Annotated in this window: 11 protein-coding genes; 6 read left to right on the top strand and 5 right to left on the bottom strand. The window is 66.3% G+C overall.

Going from position 1 to position 16,522, the window contains the following annotated elements; genetic code table 11:
* The first annotated feature begins 517 nt into the window (after positions 1–517).
* A complete protein-coding gene (locus ACZ619_RS41635; protein WP_469610960.1) occupies positions 518–1,960 on the top strand; it encodes a DNA phosphorothioation-associated putative methyltransferase in 1,443 nt (480 codons plus the stop codon).
* Positions 1,961–2,018: 58 nt separating this feature from the next.
* A complete protein-coding gene (locus ACZ619_RS41640) occupies positions 2,019–2,870 on the top strand; it encodes a hypothetical protein (protein WP_469610866.1) in 852 nt (283 codons plus the stop codon).
* A 112-nt stretch (positions 2,871–2,982) separates the two neighbouring features.
* Here the strand turns inward: ACZ619_RS41640 and ACZ619_RS41645 are convergent, their stop codons facing one another.
* The 5 genes from ACZ619_RS41645 to ACZ619_RS41665 all read right to left on the bottom strand — a co-directional run bounded on the left by ACZ619_RS41645 (position 2,983) and on the right by ACZ619_RS41665 (position 9,242).
* Positions 2,983–3,783, bottom strand: coding sequence for an adenine nucleotide alpha hydrolase family protein (locus ACZ619_RS41645; protein ID WP_469610962.1), 801 nt, complete (start codon positions 3,781–3,783; stop codon positions 2,983–2,985).
* A gap of 212 nt (positions 3,784–3,995) precedes the next feature.
* The gene (locus tag ACZ619_RS41650; RefSeq protein ID WP_469610868.1) at positions 3,996–4,640 is read right to left on the bottom strand and encodes a hypothetical protein; all 645 of its coding nucleotides are present in this window, start codon (positions 4,638–4,640) and stop codon (positions 3,996–3,998) included.
* Between the two features lie 203 nt (positions 4,641–4,843).
* Positions 4,844–5,746, bottom strand: coding sequence for a phospholipase D family protein (locus tag ACZ619_RS41655; protein WP_469610870.1), 903 nt, complete (start codon positions 5,744–5,746; stop codon positions 4,844–4,846).
* Positions 5,747–5,748: 2 nt separating this feature from the next.
* Positions 5,749–7,617, bottom strand: a complete 1,869-nt coding sequence (locus ACZ619_RS41660; protein WP_469610871.1) for an ATP-binding protein — start codon at positions 7,615–7,617, stop codon at positions 5,749–5,751.
* Positions 7,614–9,242, bottom strand: coding sequence for a DEAD/DEAH box helicase (locus ACZ619_RS41665; RefSeq protein ID WP_469610873.1), 1,629 nt, complete (start codon positions 9,240–9,242; stop codon positions 7,614–7,616). The genes ACZ619_RS41660 and ACZ619_RS41665 overlap by 4 nt, the downstream gene beginning before the upstream one ends.
* Positions 9,243–9,695: 453 nt before the next feature.
* On the opposite strand from ACZ619_RS41665, the gene ACZ619_RS41670 reads away from it, so the two are divergent.
* Genes ACZ619_RS41670 through ACZ619_RS41685 form a run of 4 tightly spaced genes read left to right on the top strand, consistent with a single transcriptional unit; the run spans position 9,696 to position 16,445 of the window.
* Positions 9,696–10,871, top strand: coding sequence for a cysteine desulfurase family protein (locus ACZ619_RS41670; RefSeq protein WP_469610875.1), 1,176 nt, complete (start codon positions 9,696–9,698; stop codon positions 10,869–10,871).
* Positions 10,872–10,930: 59 nt separating this feature from the next.
* On the top strand, positions 10,931–12,043 hold the full coding sequence (locus ACZ619_RS41675) for a DUF4007 family protein (protein ID WP_469610877.1): 1,113 nt from the start codon (positions 10,931–10,933) through the stop codon (positions 12,041–12,043).
* Positions 12,040–15,615: an ATP-binding protein gene (locus tag ACZ619_RS41680; protein WP_469610879.1), complete on the top strand. Its 3,576-nt coding sequence runs from the start codon at positions 12,040–12,042 to the stop codon at positions 15,613–15,615. The genes ACZ619_RS41675 and ACZ619_RS41680 overlap by 4 nt, the downstream gene beginning before the upstream one ends.
* Entirely contained in the window at positions 15,612–16,445 is an 834-nt protein-coding gene (locus tag ACZ619_RS41685; RefSeq protein ID WP_469610881.1) for a phosphoadenosine phosphosulfate reductase domain-containing protein, read from the top strand. The genes ACZ619_RS41680 and ACZ619_RS41685 overlap by 4 nt, the downstream gene beginning before the upstream one ends.
* Positions 16,446–16,522: the final 77 nt, after the last annotated feature.

Below are 16,522 nucleotides of genomic sequence, written 5' to 3' on the forward strand. Positions count from 1 at the left end.
CGGCCCAGTCCTCCACTTTCAGCACCCTCCAGATCATCAAGGGGGGTTAATTCTGCGGGAGCACCTGGGGGTCATTCTTACGGGAGCAACGACACCATCGTCTTACCCCGTGCCGCGGACGCGTCGGAGGAGGACGAAGAGCAGTGTGAGGGGTGTCTGCCCCTTCTTCGACGTGCGTGGCCAGGTGCCTAGATCCTTGAGGGGCATTGCGACGGGCGCGTCCTGCGATGGAGCCCCGGAGACCGTCGTCTATCCGCGCGGCCTTGTCCGCCTCGTTCGCACGAGATTGACCACCTCGCTGGCTGGGGCCATACGGACCGTATACGGCCGGGTGTCCTGCCTATCCGCGTTGAGAGTTCGGCAGGCTGGTCGTGCCTGGAGCTACGACTCCTGACACAGATCGTGGTCCTGGCCAGTGAGGGGGCGAAGCGCGGCGTCAGCTGCATCTCCGAGGTGGGTGTCCCGTAAGGTTCGGTGCTGTCGCATGCTGACCTGTCCGTGGAATCAGGGGATGCCGATGACACAGCCGCTTTGGAGCAGCCAGAGGCATCGGACTGCCATTGGTCGTGTGGGCCTCTCGCTACCGGCTCGTCGGGCAGTCGGCGATCTCCAGCTGGAACCAGACACGGGAGTGCTGGACTACGGGTGCGGACGTGGCGGCGATGTACGGGCATTTGGGCACCTCGGCCTCGATGCCACAGGGTGGGACCCGGTGCATTTCCCGGACGGGCTCCGCAAGGCGGCCGAGGTGGTCCTGCTCACGTATGTCCTGAACGTCATCGAGGATCCCGCCGAACGACGAGACACGCTCCTGAGTGCCTGGGAACTCACGAAGTCCGTCCTCGTGGTGTCGGCACGGTTGAGGTGGGAGCGCAACCAGATCAAAGGCACGGAGTACGGCGACGGCATCCTCACCCAGCGCCGAACCTTCCAGCACCTCTACGCCGCCGGCGAGCTGCGCGACTACGTCGAGGAGGCAACCGGCGTCCGCTGCGTGTCGGCGGCACCGGGCATCGTCTACGCCTTCAAGGACGATGCGGCCCGCCTGAGTTACCTCGCCCGCCAGGTTGCCCCGGACGGGGGATGGTTGGCGTCCGAGGACACCGCCTCGGCGATCACCTCGGTCGTCGCCCATCTCGAACAGCGGGGCCGGATGCCTCAGCTTGAGGAAATGCCGCAGCCCACCATCCGACTGCTCGGCCACCTGCGCCCCGGTGAACTGAAGCGCCTTGCCGAGCAGGAAGCAGACCCCGTCAAGGTAGAACGGAGCGCCGAACGCGGAGCCCTCGACACACTGCTCTTCCTCGCCCTGGAGTTGTTCCATGGCCGCGGCCCTGTGAGCAGCCTGCCCCTGCCTGTACAGCTGGACATCCGTGCGTTCTTCCCCTCATACACTGAGGCATGCCAGCGCGCCGATCGTCTGCTGTTCAAGCTGCGCGACGACGCCTACATCCGCCGCGCGATGAACGGCTCGATCGCCGGCAAGTTCACCGCGACCGCCCTGTATGTGCACCGTCGGGCACTCCACCGGATCCCGGCCGTGCTGCGTTTGTACGAGCAGTGCGCGAGCGTCGCTGCCGGCCGTCCCGGAGAGTGGTCTGTCGTCAAACTCCGCCACCAGGGCCGTGGTGTCAGCTGGCTCGACTATCCCGAGTTCGACTCGGATCCCCACCCGCGTATCGCGGCCTCGTACGCCGTCGACCTGAAGACCCTCAAGTCCTCCTTCACTTCGTACGCGGACTCCACCAACCGTCCCCTGCTGCACCGCAAACACGAGTTCCTCGCCGAGGATGACCCCGACGCACCCAAGTACCGCAGGCTCACCGACGCCGAGGTGCGCGCCGGCTTGTACGAGAGCCCGCACCTGATCGGCACGGAAGAAGGCTGGGAACGCGAACTCGTACGCTGCGAACGGGAGTTGCGAGGCCACCGGCTCGTCCGGCGCACCACCAGCACCTGAGCATCACACCGGCTCTCGGCATGGAGCGATTGTCAGTGCCGTGTGCCACGCTGCACCCATGACCACTCCCCAGACGGAGGGCCCTTGCCTGCCCTCATATCGCACGCTGCCGACCCTCGCGCTGTCCGAGCCGGAGGACCACGTCCGTGAACTCACCGACTGGGTGGAGCACGCCTCCGCCGTCAATGGAGCCCCCGGGGCGCAGAACAGCTGGGACACGGCCTACAAGTGGCTGCGCCTCGCCCAGGGCCTGCGGACGGTGACGTTCGACATGTCGTACGACGACGGCGGCATGTGCTCGGCGGGCCTCGACTTCGACGCCGTCTGGACGGAGATGATGGAGGAGTGGCAGCAGCACCAGATCCGTCTCGGCTACCTGCGCGCGGCGCTCGAAGGATTCGTCCGGTTGCTGTACCCGGACACGGCAGAGCCGGGGCCGGCCGTCGAGTCGGCCGAGCAGCAGCTGCACCAACACGTCGGTGCCTGGCCTGTACACGCTCGCGCGGTCGCCGACCATCTGCGGACACACGCACCGGACGGTGTATCGGGCGTCGACACGTCGGTGGCGGCAGCGGTGACTCAGGCGATTGCCCTGCACGAGATGGCCGTCCGGGGATCTGCGTCCGTCCCCGAGCCGGACAGCGACGAGGATGGGAAGGTCTTTCCCACAGGGTACGCCGAGGTCTGCGCGGTCAAGGAAGCCTGCACGATGCTGATGCTGGGGATGCAGCTGCTCCTGGCGGCAGCGGTGAAGAAGGACCGCGTCGCTGAGTTCGACGACAAGTACCTCCTCGACGGCATGTGGATTCCCGACGCCTCAGGCGGCAGCCGCTGGGTAGACGGAGAGATGCCCTACGGCGAGTACCTCGCCGTTCTCCACCTGCAGCCCGGCGAGCCGCCCGAGCTCTGATTCCGCCACCTGCAGTGCCCCACGGCGGTATACCGGCAGTCCTGGAGCCAAACGGTGGGTGGGCCCGAAGCCATGGCTTCGGGCCCACCCACCGTGGCCTGCTCGGCACGTATCAGGTCATGCACCAGCCGGAATCGCATGCCCCCTCGTCCTCATCGGCGTCGACTTCCCCGGGATTCTTGTCGGGGATGGCTTGAGCGAGCGGGACCCCGTACCGCGTGAGATACACGGCATCCCGTCCGAGTGCGGCCCGCCGTCGGTTGATCGTCTCCTCCAGCCGGACCGACTGAGAGAACAACTCCGGCTCGTGCCGACGCTGGTGGCGCCAGGCGCCGACGGTACGGAAAGGGCAGAAGAAGCAGGAGCTCTTGGGCGGCACAGGCAGACTGGCCTCAGCGATGACACGCTCGCAGTCGTCCCGGCGAAGCCCGAGGTCGAGGAGAGGGTATTCGATGACCTCGTGTGCTTCCCGCCGCCGACGGTTGGCGCGATGGATTTCGTCGAGCGATATGCCGATGGCCACTGCCGCCGGGTCGTCGGCGGTGGCGCCGTGTTCCCGAAGCCACCGCCCGACTACCTTGATCTTGAAGTCGGCTGTGCAGTTGCGGCGACCAGGTGCGCCGTTGGCCATGCGGACCGGGATGGGAATCGACCGGGTGTCCGGCCGGTTCAGCCGCTGCATGAGCGTTTCAGTGGCCCCGTCGCGTCGGCGTCGCTTGAGCTCGTGGATGTCCAGTCCCACACGTGCCGCGTATGGGATGGCGATGTCGCGAACGTACGCGAGGGTCGCCGGGTGCTCGCTGTCGTCGCCGACGTTGGCGAAGAGGAAAGTGCGGAAGTCGATCTCCCCACGAGCGGCCAACACGAGCAGGGCGGTGCTCTGGACTCCGCCTCCGTAGGAAACGACCTTCATGGGACGGCGATTCAGCTCGGGGGTAGGAGTTTGAGGGGTGGCGTCGGTGGCGTCGTCGCTGTGGGCTCCGGTGGTCTGCTGCAAGATCGACATATGAGAGACAGTATGGACTCGGCCTGATGGAATCAAGTGTTTCTCTCGCAGCTGGCAGCGAACAACGGCAATTGCCGTGCACGGACGTCGGTAATCGCGTGTCGGGAGCGACGATCTAGCTAGCGCTGAGGCTTGATGACGACGGAGTAACCCTGGGCCAGCACTGATACGAGGAACTCGGAGGCGGCGGCCTCGTCGGCAGCGGAAAACGTCCGGGCACCGGGTAGCGGTTGCGGCGGTGGCGTGGCGGGGGCGCTGCGTCTGCGTCCGCGAGGTTTCTGAGGGGCGCGCTGCCCTGCGCGCAACTTGGCAACCTCGCCAAGGTCGATGGTTCGCTGCCGTTGGTGTGCGTCGTCCAGGACGGTCTCAAGGAGCCAGAGAGGGGAACCGGACAGGACCAGGTCGGCCTCGGCGATCTGTCGGCGGTTGCGCCACCGAGAGACGGCCTGCGCGTCTCTACCGAGGACGCGGCCTACCTCCTGGGTGCCGAGGATGACAGGTAGGTGCTCCTTGCCCTGTACGTCATGGCCGTTGGGGAAGCGATCCTTGTAGGACGCGAGTTGTTGATGATCAGCCCGGCGGTCGGTGTCATCGTTGATCTGGAGCACCGTCGTGAGCAACCAGTATGGATTCCCGGAAGCGACCAGGTCAGGCTCGGGAAGCGTGCCTTCTGTACGCCACTTCTGCGACGTCTGACGTTCGACCGTGAAGAGGGAAGCAATCTCAGAGTGCCCGAGCAAGTACGGGACCTGCGCTTGAGACATGAATACCTTCCCCACACCAACGATCCTGTTAGGTGACCGCCACGTGGGCACCGCCTTCTTGCCGGGCTGTCTGCAGAGATCCTAGGCGGGCCTGCCAGCACCCAGGCGTATCCGGTCGGGCGACGGTGGTGGCGCTCGTTGGGAAGCAGAGTGCCGAGGTCGGAGGCCGGCCCCAGAACCGAGGCCGGCGCGATTGCCGACGGTTAGGCCAGCTCTTGTCCGTGCCGGATTTCCCATGTCCCGACGTCGGTGTAGAAGCGACCGAAGTGTCGAAGCCATGCAGCGATGGTCTCGGTGGTCCTTCGGGCCTGCTCGTCGGTCATACCGGTCTGTTCCTGCAGGGCGTGCTGCAACTCCACATTACTCAGGCGGTCACCGGCCACGAGCGGATGGAGAGCGGGGATCTCTCGCAGTCGGCTCTCGACCAAGTCGGAGAACTCCGTCTCGGACAGGCCGGCCGGAATGCCGAGGAACGCGAGGTCCCGCAGGATGGCCGCTTCGACGGAGCGCCCGAACTGTGCACGCCCGCAGTAGTACGGGTAGAGGGCTTCCGGGCGTCGCGTGACGGGGTACCAGCCCTGCTGGGCTTCCGTATTTGGCTGGTCAGGGGCGGTCGGACGTTTTTCCTTGAGTAGATCAGCCTGACTTCTGACCATCGCTGCCATGTGGGGAGTGGCCTCGACCGCGCGAGCCTCGATCTCTGCGAGCACGCGGACGATTTCCGGATGGGCCGCGGGCGCTTCCACCAGGATCTCGATGTTGGCATTGGAGACGCGCCCGGTTGCCTTCCCGGTTAGGTTGGCGGACCCGACCAGGCAGCGCTCGCCAGCGAGGTACAGCTTGGCGTGCAGGGGCGGGCACAGCGCGACGCGCAGTCGCTTGTCCTCCTCGGCGAGCTCGATGATCTCTGGATCGGACACCCCGGCCGCCACCTCCGCGGGGACCCAGCGCGTGATGCACTCGATGTTCTCGACAGTGGCGGGGAGGGTGGACAACGCGGCCGCAAGGACCTCGCGCTTGATGAAAGGCGCCACGAGGGTTACCCGTCCATGGGCGCCCGCCATCAGCTCTTCGATCTGCCGCCAGATGTGGCCGGGTTCGAGCACGCTCAGTCGGCCTTCCCGTCCACGAAGTCGCGGGCGTACCGGCCCCATTCGCGGCGCGCGTCGGCGATACGCTCGCGGTCGCGGTCGGGGTAGGTCTCGTCTTCCATCCGGGCCCAGGAGAAGAGCAGCAGCTTGAAGGTGTCGGCGGCGCGGTCGAGCCGGTCGCGCAGGTCGTTGACATCCGCGTCCTCGGGTACGTCTTCGAGGACGGCCATGAGCTGGGCGTGCAGGGGGTGCTTCTCGTTGAAGATCACCTGCAGCATGCCAGCCATGAGGTCGATGCTGAAGAAAGCGGAGGTGTCCTGGAAGCTGGAGATCCACCGTGCGCGGAGATCCTTCTCCAGGGACTCATCGACCATGGACTGGGCGGTGTCCTCGTCCAGGTGGTGCCGCTGGGTGAGGGCCGCGACCTGTTCCTGCCGCTTGGCCTCGGGAGTCGTTCCTTCTTCCAATTCGTCGGTCTTGCCGGTGTAACCCTCCTCGCTGCGGCGCTTTACGGTGTCCGTGACCTTGGAGGCGACGTCATCGTCATGACGCTTCTTGCTCTTGCGGGTCCCGATCGTCTGTTGCTTCAGCTGGCGCCGGATCGCCGGCAGCAGTTTCTCTCCCAGGTAGAGCACGAGGTCGATCAGAGGAAGGCGCGGATCGCCGAGCTCCGCCAGACGCTCCTTGAAGTCCTTGAAGGACTCGCCGGCCTCGGCGTGGGCCTTCCAGTCGAAGTGGGCCAGGGAGGAGAAGACGGTGGCGCTCTGCTTGTTGTTGGTCACACCGAAGATGGGGTCGAGGGCCGGCGGAAACGCAACCTCGATACCCCACCACCGCTCCGTCGGGTCGTACCCAATGGCCCACGACGCGTCGAGGTCCAGTTCCCTGCCCTGGCGCACCAGCGAGATACCGACGTTGCGCCGGGCGTGCTTGCCCCAGGGCAGGATGCCGGAGTCGAGCGTACGACTGATGCCTTCCGGCCACGGATGGCCCTCGACGTCGGCACGGCGGGCCTCAGGCCGGGCGATGGAGGCCCGGACCGTGATGTTGTGCTTCTGGCCCTCGTAGAGCACAGGGAAGTGCATCACGCCAGGCTCGGACTCACTGCCCATGGCGAAGGGCATGAACATCTGCTTGATATGGAACGGCTCTGGCGTGGAAGTCGGCGCCATCAGGTAGAGCGGATCGTTGGGCACGGCGTGGTACTCGCCGTCCACGACCTTGCCCTCGCGGACGGGCGCCATTCGGATGTCGACGCGGCCCTTGTCGAGGTAGTGTCGGTAGACCCGGCCGATCAAATCGGCGGTGTTCTTCAGGGTGGCCGCGGCCCCGTACCAGTTGACTTTGTCCAGGTTGGTCCATACGACGAGTGTGCCGGTGTCCCCGAGCCCGTCACTGAGGTCCCGCCAGTAACCGGGCAGCGGATCGCGCGTGGGATCGGGGACGTCGTCGATCAGCCCCTTTTCGATCTCTTCCAGGCTGAGGTAGGTGTGCATGGCGTTGCCCGCGCCGTTCGTCCATGACCAGACGTCGAGCCGGGTGCACTGCGACATGCTGGAGTTGGGCAGCCCCATACCGAAACGCCCGATGCGGCCGGGGTCGGCGCCCTGTCCGTCGCCGTACTTCAGAGCACGCCGCAGCTGCGGGGGCTCCATGCCGTGACCGTTGTCGAGTACGGCGATGGTCTCCACACGATGGCTGGTCCGGGAACCGACCTGTACGGGGTTCTCGCAGGCGAAGACCTCCACGAGATTGGCCTTGGCGTCGATGCTGTTGTCGATCAGTTCGGCGAGGGCGTAGGCGGTGTTCTTGTAGCCGCTGTCCCGCATGGCTTTGACGGTTAGCGCGGGACTGACGATCCGGTAGTTGCTGCCGTCGCTGGTCACGCTGTCTCCCATACGTCTTCCCAGTTAGTGAATGCTTCGGCCACGTCGCCGAACCCGGGAAGTTCCGGGTTCACGACGGTGACGATTTCGCAGGTGTCCGTGCCGCCGGCCTTCGGACCGCGGATGACGCGGCCGACCATCTGGCTGTACAGGACCAGGGACTTTGTCGGCCGGGCAATCACTGCCGCGCTGGCCGCTGGTGCGTCGAAGCCGGTCGTCAAGACGCCGAAGTTGCACAGCACCATGGGGCGTCGACCAGCCCCTTTGAACCGTGAGATGACCTGGCTGCGATGCCGCGGGGAGGACTCACCTGTCACGAACTCGGCATCGAAGCCGGCAGCGGAGAGCACCGCTGCGATCAGCCGGCAGTGATCCACGGAGGCGGCGAACACCAGGATGCGCCGGTGCTGCTGCTGGAGCAGCTCCGTGATTGTCTGGACGATCTTGAGGTTCCACTGCTCGTCGCGCGCGAGCTCGGCCATCATGGCGGCCGGGATGTCGAACGACCGCGCAAGGAGCTGCTGCTCCTGGGCGGACAGGTGCATGCCAGCCTCGGACGCCACTGTCCGCATCAGCGGTTTGGCCAGGTAGCCCTGGTCGATCAGAGCTGTGACCGGGTTGGTGTAGCCCTCGATCTCCAGCATGACCTTCTGCCGGGAGAAGTAGTCGGAGAGTTCCTCATCCTTGGAAATGTCGGCCCACGTACGCCCCGGGGTGGCGGTCAGCCCGAGCAGGCTCGCATCATGCCGGATCGTCAGTTCATCCACCACCCGCTGGAACGTGGGCGCGATGATCTGGTGTGCTTCATCGAAGACCGTCAGCGTGCTGCGTGCTGCAAGAGTGGCCAGGAACTGCGGATCCGACTTGGCCGCCGAGACCGCCTTCTCCAGGCCGAGTACGATCAGCCCGTCGGCCATCTCTGCAAGGTCTACCGGGGCGCTGCCCCAGACGCGCAGGACGGGGACCGGCCGGTCGCCCACTTTCGACCAGGCGCGCTCGAACTCGACGGCGGCCTGCTCCAGCAACTCCTGTCCGTGGGCCAGCCACACCACCACGGTGGGCTCATGCTGCCGCAGATGGTCGCAGATCAGGCTCATGCCCGTTCGAGTCTTGCCCACGCCCGTGGGGAGGTGCAGCACCGTCCGCCGCGAGCCGTTGTACAGCAGTTCCTTGACCCGGGCCGCCGCATGACGCTGATGCGGGAACAAGCCGTACTCCGGACCCGTCTCCTGCTTGAACGCCGTCGGAAGGGGCGGCACCCGGTCGATCGTGAAGCCGAGGAACTCCAGGAGTTCACGGCGTTCGTCGGCCGTCCACTTCAGGCTCTGTAGATAGTCCAGCGGCGCACCTTCGTCCCCAAGCGAGCCCAGGCGCTGCGCGAGCTCGACCTGCTTGGGGCCCGGAATCAGGGCGAACAGGGCAGTACGCTCAGCAGCAACGGCAACCAGGCGCTCGGCGTCGATGGCGATTGGCGCGACAGCCCGAAGGCGGTCGTCGCCCGCCGTGCCCCCCTCGATCAGGTCTAGCAGAGCGCACAGCTGCTCACCGAGATGTGCCCGGATGTATGCCATAGGTGCGTCCGCGAGGAGTGCCTTGAAGGGCATCCCCGGCGACCAGGTCGTCACTGCCCCACCTGCCCGGCGGCAGGCTCCAGCCCGCACGCGTCCGCGGCCGAAGCGGCTGTCGTCATGAACTTCCACCCCCAGTTCGAGCACGCCAAGCACCGCCCCAGCGTTGCTGTGACCGCAACGCTGCAGCGTGCGGACCACACTAAAGGGGGCCACTGACAACGGGGGGCCAACAGGCGAAAAGTCCAGCCAGCAGAGGCATTTGACGGCTCTGCACCCGACGCGTTCGGCCAAGATGAGGATCTTGCTGCGGGCTATTTGCATCCATCCGTAATATGGAACACCTGTTCGGTAAATGGCTTGCGACACCACGCGTTCGAGTGATTCAAAGAGTGGATCTCGGCGCGCGGCTAGGATCATCGCGAGCTACTGGTGGAACCCCGGATGCGGGAGAGGCTTTCCGCCAGCAGTACATTGGTGTGCGACACGAGCGAGGCGGGGTGGCAGATAATGAGCGAGCCGAGTGGCTCCGATGTGTCCTATTTTGACTACAATGCCACTGCCCCGATCCGCCCTGAGGCCCTTGCGGCAGTTGTTGAGGTCATGCACTCGGTCGGCAATGCGTCAAGCATGCACCAACCGGGACGGCAGGCCGCTCATCGGGTCGACGTCGCCCGCCGTCAGCTAGCCGACCTTCTCGGCTGCTCGTCCGGCGAGATCATCTTCACGTCCGGAGCGACCGAAGCGAATAACTTGGCCCTCCGGGCCGCATTCACTGCTGGAAACCCCTTGGTTACAAGCCCCGTTGAGCACCCGGCCGTCCTGGAGACAGCCCGCGCGGTTACCGCTGGGAGCCCCGAGGATCTTGTACTGCTGCCGGTCGGCGGTGACGGCCTGGTGGATCTCGACGCCCTCGATCAGGTCTTTGCCGCGCGTCGTGGGGGCGTGGTCTCCCTGATGGCGGCGAACAACGAGACCGGCGTCCTCACCGATCTTCGTATCGCGGCCAAGGCAGCCCGTGAAGCCGGTGCGCTGATCCATACGGACGCCACGCAGATCATGGGACGCCTCCCCGTGGACGTTGCTGAACTTGACGTTGACCTCTTGTCGCTGTCGGCCCACAAGTTCGGGGGGCCGCAGGGAGCCGGCGCCCTGTATGTGCGGCGGGGGTCCTCCCTCCCGCACCGGCCGCTCCTTGTGGGCGGCGGACAGGAGCGGGGGTGGCGCGCTGGCACGCTGAATGTGGCGGGGATCATCGGCATGGGTGCGGCGGCTGAGGCTGCGGCGCGCGGACTCGGCGAGGAGGCCGAGCGTATTCAGGCGCTGCGCGACCGCTTCGAACGCCTTGTGGCTGACGCCCTGCCCGAGTCCCGGATCAACGGCCGACGAGATCGGCGCCTGCCGGGCGTGACGAGCGTCACCTTTCCCGGAGTGCCTGCGGACGCGGTCCTGGCCGCGATGCCCGAGGTCGCTGCCTCGGAGGGCAGCGCGTGCGCGTCCGGCGCTCCCACGCCGAGCCACGTGCTCCTGGCCATGGGCCTGTCGCGGGCGGACGCGGACAGCACGATCCGCTTCTCGCTGGGCTATGCCACCACGGAAGCCGAGATCGCGTACGCCGCGCAGGCCGTCAAACGCGCCGTGACGCAGGTTCGGGCCGCGATGGCCGAAGCCGACAGCCCCCGCTGACCGTTACCCCGTTTACCAACCTCGTTAGAGCAATCGCATTGGACACAGAGAGGTCCCAGATGTCAGACAGCCGGCTTGGGGAAGCCGCCCTTTTTGCCTTCGCGCGACACGAGACGTTCGCGCCCCGCTTCGGCTGGCTGCACAAGGCTTATCTGCAGGTCAAAGATGATCAGGGCGCGTTCCTCGCGGACGGTGCACCGGTGTCGTTCGGCGTGGGCAAGAACATGGTCAACGCCATGCGCTATTGGTCGCGCGCGTTCAAGCTGACCCGCGAGATCTCTCCGGGGACGGGGACACAGGCCAAGTTCTCCTATCCGACCTGGGAAGCACGTTGGCTCCTCGACCGGCATGGTGCGGACCCCTATCTGGAGGAGAACGGCAGCCTGTGGTTGCTGCACTGGTGGCTTGTTTCGTCCCGCCCCGGGGCCAAGAGTCACGCCCCGACTTGGTACACGGCATTCCACCTCGCGCCATTTTCCCGGTTCACGGTCGCGGACATGACCCAGGTGGTCACCCGGCATGTGAACTTCTCCTACAAGAAGAACCCGGAAGAGACGTCGATCGTCCGGGACATCGACTGCCTCACCAAGATGTACGCGCGCAGCGCCCCGGAGAAGGCCGGCTCGCCAGGCAGCTACGAGGACCTGCTTGCCTGTCCCTTCCGCGACCTTGACCTGCTCACCTTCGTCGGGACACGCGGCAAGGCCGAGTGGCAGTTCACCAGCGGGCACCGCACCTCGCTGCCCGCCCGGGTCCTGGCCTACGCCTGCCTCGACTACGCCGCCAAGTTCTCTCGCCAGGCCAACTCGATCTCCGTGGCGCGCCTCGCCAATGAGCCGGGCTCCCCGGGACGCGCCTTCCGCGTCCGGGAGAACGAGATCGTCACGGCGCTGCAAAAGGTCGCCGCCGACCACCCGAAGCTCAACCTGACCGAGGCCGTGGGGCAGCGCAGCCTTGCCTACACGACGGATCCCTTCGATCTGGCCTGGGAAATCCTCGACGAGCAGTACGACTTCGTTACCCGCCGCCCCGGCTTCCCCACCCGCGAAGAGTGGGCCGCCAAGTTCCCCGAGCTCGCCAAGGCCGAGCAGCAGGAACTCGAAGCGAAGTCCACCGACGCCACGGACACGGCCGACACCACCGACACACTCTTTGCTGAGGAGACCGCGTGACCACCGCAACCCCTGCGCGGACCCCCGGCAACCCGTCGAACTCCGACCCGCAGTTCCCCGCCGGCATCGAACTCGTCGGCTCCCAGATGCGCTCGACCAACCTCGAACGCGACGTCGAGGATGCTCTGCACGACCCTTATATCGGCGCCCGGGCGGTTGACGTTCTGGAACGCATCGCGAGCGCGCTGGCCGATCAACGCCGCACCCGCGCCTGGTCGTTCACCGGCCCCTACGGCTCCGGCAAGTCCACCCTGTCCAACATCATCGACGCGCTGCTGGGACGGGATGCCAATCGGCGCAGGGAGGCCGAGCGCATCCTCGAAGAGGCAAGTCCTGCCCTTGCCCACCGCCTTGCCACAGCACGCGACGCCATTACCCAGGAGGGGTTCCTTGGCGGCGTGGCCACCGCGCGCCGCGAATCCGTGGTCGCCACCCTCTCCCGAGCCCTGCACACAGCGGCAGCGCGACGTTGGGGCAAGCGCGTCCCGAAGGCGATTGCCACCGCCCTGGACGCGTGTGCCGACCCGGACCGGGCCGGGGCCAAGGAGATTCTCGGAGCTGTCACTGCGCTGACCGCGGACGGGCAGCAGCCACTGCTCCTGGTGATCGACGAGTTCGGCAAGACGCTGGAACACCTCGCCGGCCACAACGAGTTCGCGGACGCCCAGCACGACCTGTTCCTGCTGCAGGAACTTGCCGAGCGAGCGGCCGGACCCAACGGGCTGCCTGTCTATCTGATGACCTTGCAGCACTTGTCGTTCATGGACTACGCCTCACGGTCCAGTGAACTCAAGACCCGCGAATGGGCCAAGATCCAGGGACGCTTCGAAGACATCACTTTCGTCCCTCACCACGGCGACTCCCTGCACCTGCTACGCCGCCGCCTCGACCGCTCGGCCGTCAACTCTGCCGGTCAGGCACTGATCACCGCGTCCGCCGAGGCATCCGCTGAGATCTGGACCCAGCACGGTCTCGGCGTCCTAGCCGAACTCGGCCCCGACCACTTCGCGGACCTCTACCCACTGCACCCCATCACGGCCCTGGCCGCGCCGTCCCTTGCTGCCCAGATCGGCCAGCACGACCGCAGCCTGTCCGGCTTCCTCAACAGCGGGGAGCCCAACACCGTCCGCCACTCGCTGTCCCGGCACAGCGACCCGGAGGTGGACCATGCCAGCACGGTGCGGCTGCCGCAGCTGTACGACTACTTCCTCAATTCCGGGCGCACCACCCTGCTCGCTTCCGCCAACGCCAGCAAGTGGATCGAAGTCGACTCGCGCATCCGGGACGCCAACGGGCTCCCGGACGCTGACCAGGATGTACTGAAGACCATCGGCGTCCTCAACCTGATCGACTCCGACGGGGCCCTCAGTGCTACCGCGCCGATGATCCACTTCGCCCTCCACGACCCTACCGACGTCGCCGACCCCGACGCCTTCACCGCGCTCGAAGAGCGCCTCGCCGACCTCGTGCGCCGGGGGTTTGTCGTCCACCGAGAGTTCAGCGGCGAATACCGGGTCTGGCAGGGCACCGACGTCGACATCGACGGCCGACTCAAGGACATCATCAGTCACTTCGACGACGCTGCGGTCATCGACCGGCTCGGCAGCCTCGTCCCGCAGGCATTCGTAGCCGGCCGTCACAGCCAGGTGACTGGCATGATGCGCGTGTTCTACACCGCAGTCAGCGGCCCCGCGACCAAAACCGTGGCTGCCCCGGACGAGCTCAAGGAGCCTGCCGACGGCCTCGTCGTCTTCCACCTCGGCACCGACGGCGACCGGCCTGACGTCCACTCGCCTCTACCTGTACTCGTCGGTACCATCCCCGACCCCGACGTCGTGCTGACCACGGCCACCTACCTCGTCGCGCTGAAGGAACTCAGCACTCAGCAAGACATCGACCACGTCGCTCGACGGGAAGTCATCGAGCGGCTCGTGCAGGCCGAAGCCGAACTGCTGGAGCTGCTGCAGGACACCTTCTACCCCCCGTCCTCCCAAGCGTCCTGGAGTCTGTGGCACACCGGGATCGCCCCTGGCGAAGAACCCGCCGCCGCCGGCCTGACGGCCCGCAGCCTGAGCGGCCTGGTCTCCCTCGCCTGCGAATCGGTGTACCCGGACACCCCGCACATCCGCAACGAAATGCTCGGCCGACACGTCCTGACCAGCCAGGCCGCCCAGGCCCGCGGCATACTGCTGACGGCCATGCTCTCTGCCTCGGGCGAGGAAAACCTTGGCCTCACCGGGTACAGGGCCGAACGAGCCATCTACAGCGGTGTCCTGGCCTACCTCGGCCTGCACCGCGAAAACGGGGTGCAGGCCGAGATCCAGCACGAGAGCCTGCTCCCGTACGGCTTCTCCCCACCCGGCGAGGGCCACGAGCACGCTCAGCCCGCCTGGAACGCCCTCAACGAGGTACTGACCGGGGCCACTGACCGAGTCAACATGGAAGAGGTCATCCGTGTCCTGAAGAGCCCGCCCTTCGGGCTCAAGTCCGGCGTGATCCCGGTCTTCCTTGTCCCCGCCCTGGTCATCCGCCGCCACGACATCGCCCTGTTCGAGGAAGGCACTTACCTTCCCCGGCTGACCATCGACGCGGTCGAACGCCTCGTCAAGAGCGCAGCGCGCTTCGATGTGAAGTACACACCGGCTGGAGACGGACAGCGCGGCAGCATCATCAAGAAGCTGATGGTCTCGCTCGGCGTGGAGGCACCGCGGTCCAAGGCCCTGCGTAACCCAGACCTCCTCGCGGTGGCCAGCGCACTGATCACGCGCGTGGCCGACCTGCACAAGTACGCCCGCAACACGAAGAACATCTCCGCCGACGCGAGCACTGTACGCACGACGATCGTCCAGGCGAAGGACCCTGACGACCTGATCTTCCACGCATTGCCGAAGGCACTCGGCCTGCCAGAGATCCCGGCCCGTACCCGTGCCAACGCCGAAACGGCGAACACCTACGTCGAACGGCTCACTGCGGCAGCGGACGAACTCGTCGCCATCGACAGCCAGTTGCGCACCGAGGTCGTACGTGTTCTTGCCAAGGAGTTCCGCCTGCCGGCGGTTCTGCCGGAGCTGCGTACACAGCTCTCCGCCCGGCTGCGCGGCTTTGCCGGCGCGGTGCTGACCCCGGAACTGCGTGGCTTCGTCGACTTCGTCCTCAGCGATGACCTGGAAGACGACGACTGGCTTGAGCCCATCGTCGTACGCCTGACTAACCTCGCGCTCGGCGACTGGGACGACCGCGAGGCCAAGGTCTTCCCGCAGAAGGCCCGGTCGATGGCCTCCGCTCTCGACCGCGTCGGACATCTGCACCACGCCGGGAATGACGTCCGCGGCCGGGAAGAGAAACTCGACGCCCGGTTGTTGACCTTGACGGATAGCGCCGGCGTGGAACAACGCACCCTGATCTACGTACCGGAGCAGGCCCGCAGCGAGGCCGACGGCCTTGCTGCCGACGTCCTGAAGCAGGCAGAGAAGGCCCTCGGACCGGACGGAGCGAGGATCCTGCTCGCGGCCCTGGCCCAGCGGGTGACCGATGCCGCGGCAGCAGCGAGTGAAAGGAAGGCACAGGGATGACCGACGGAGCCGACACCCAGAAGGCCCGGCACGTACTCGGAATCTCCGGCGGCAAAGACTCCTCAGCACTCGCCGTCTACATGCGCAACCGAGTCCCGGAGATGGAGTACTTCTTCTGCGACACGGGCGCCGAACTGCCCGAGACCTACGAGTACCTCAACCGACTGGAGGCTGCCCTCGGCAAGTCCATCGTGAGGCTGAACGCCGACCGGGACTTCGACCACTGGATGGAGGTCTACCAGGGCACCCTGCCCAGCCCCCAGATGCGCTGGTGCACCAAGAACCTCAAGATCAAGCCCCTGGAAGACTGGGTCGGTGACGACAAGGTCATCTCCTACGTCGCCATCCGCGCCGACGAGAACCGCCTCGGCTATGTCAGCACCAAGCCGAACATCGATGCCGTCTTCCCCTTCCGCGAGGACGGTATCGACAAGGACGGCGTCATGCGCATCCTCGACGAGGCCGGCATCGGCTTGCCCGACTACTACGAGTGGCGCACACGCTCCGGCTGCTACTTCTGCTTCTTCCAACGCAAGCACGAATGGGTCGGCCTCAAGGAACGCCACCCCGACCTCTTCGACCGCGCTGTCGAGTACGAGGACAAGGTCCGCTACCGGCACACCGCCATGAAGGGCCGCAACTACACCTGGTCTCAGGGCGAGTCGCTCCCGGAGCTGATAGAGCGCAAGGACGAGATCGAGGCCAAGCATGAGGCAGCCCTTGACCGTGCGGCCAAGCGCATCAAGCCCAACCGCCCCCTGCTAGAGGTTCTTTCCGACGCGCTCGACTCCGACGACGACGAGGCCGGCTGCTCCGTCTGCCACCTCTGACGCGCAACCATATACAGCGGCCCCAGCAGCACGAGCTGGGGCCGCTGTTGCTTTCCCAACTCAATCAAGCTTGTCCC

The sequence above is a fragment of the Streptomyces sp. NPDC104367 genome, assembly GCF_055583825.1.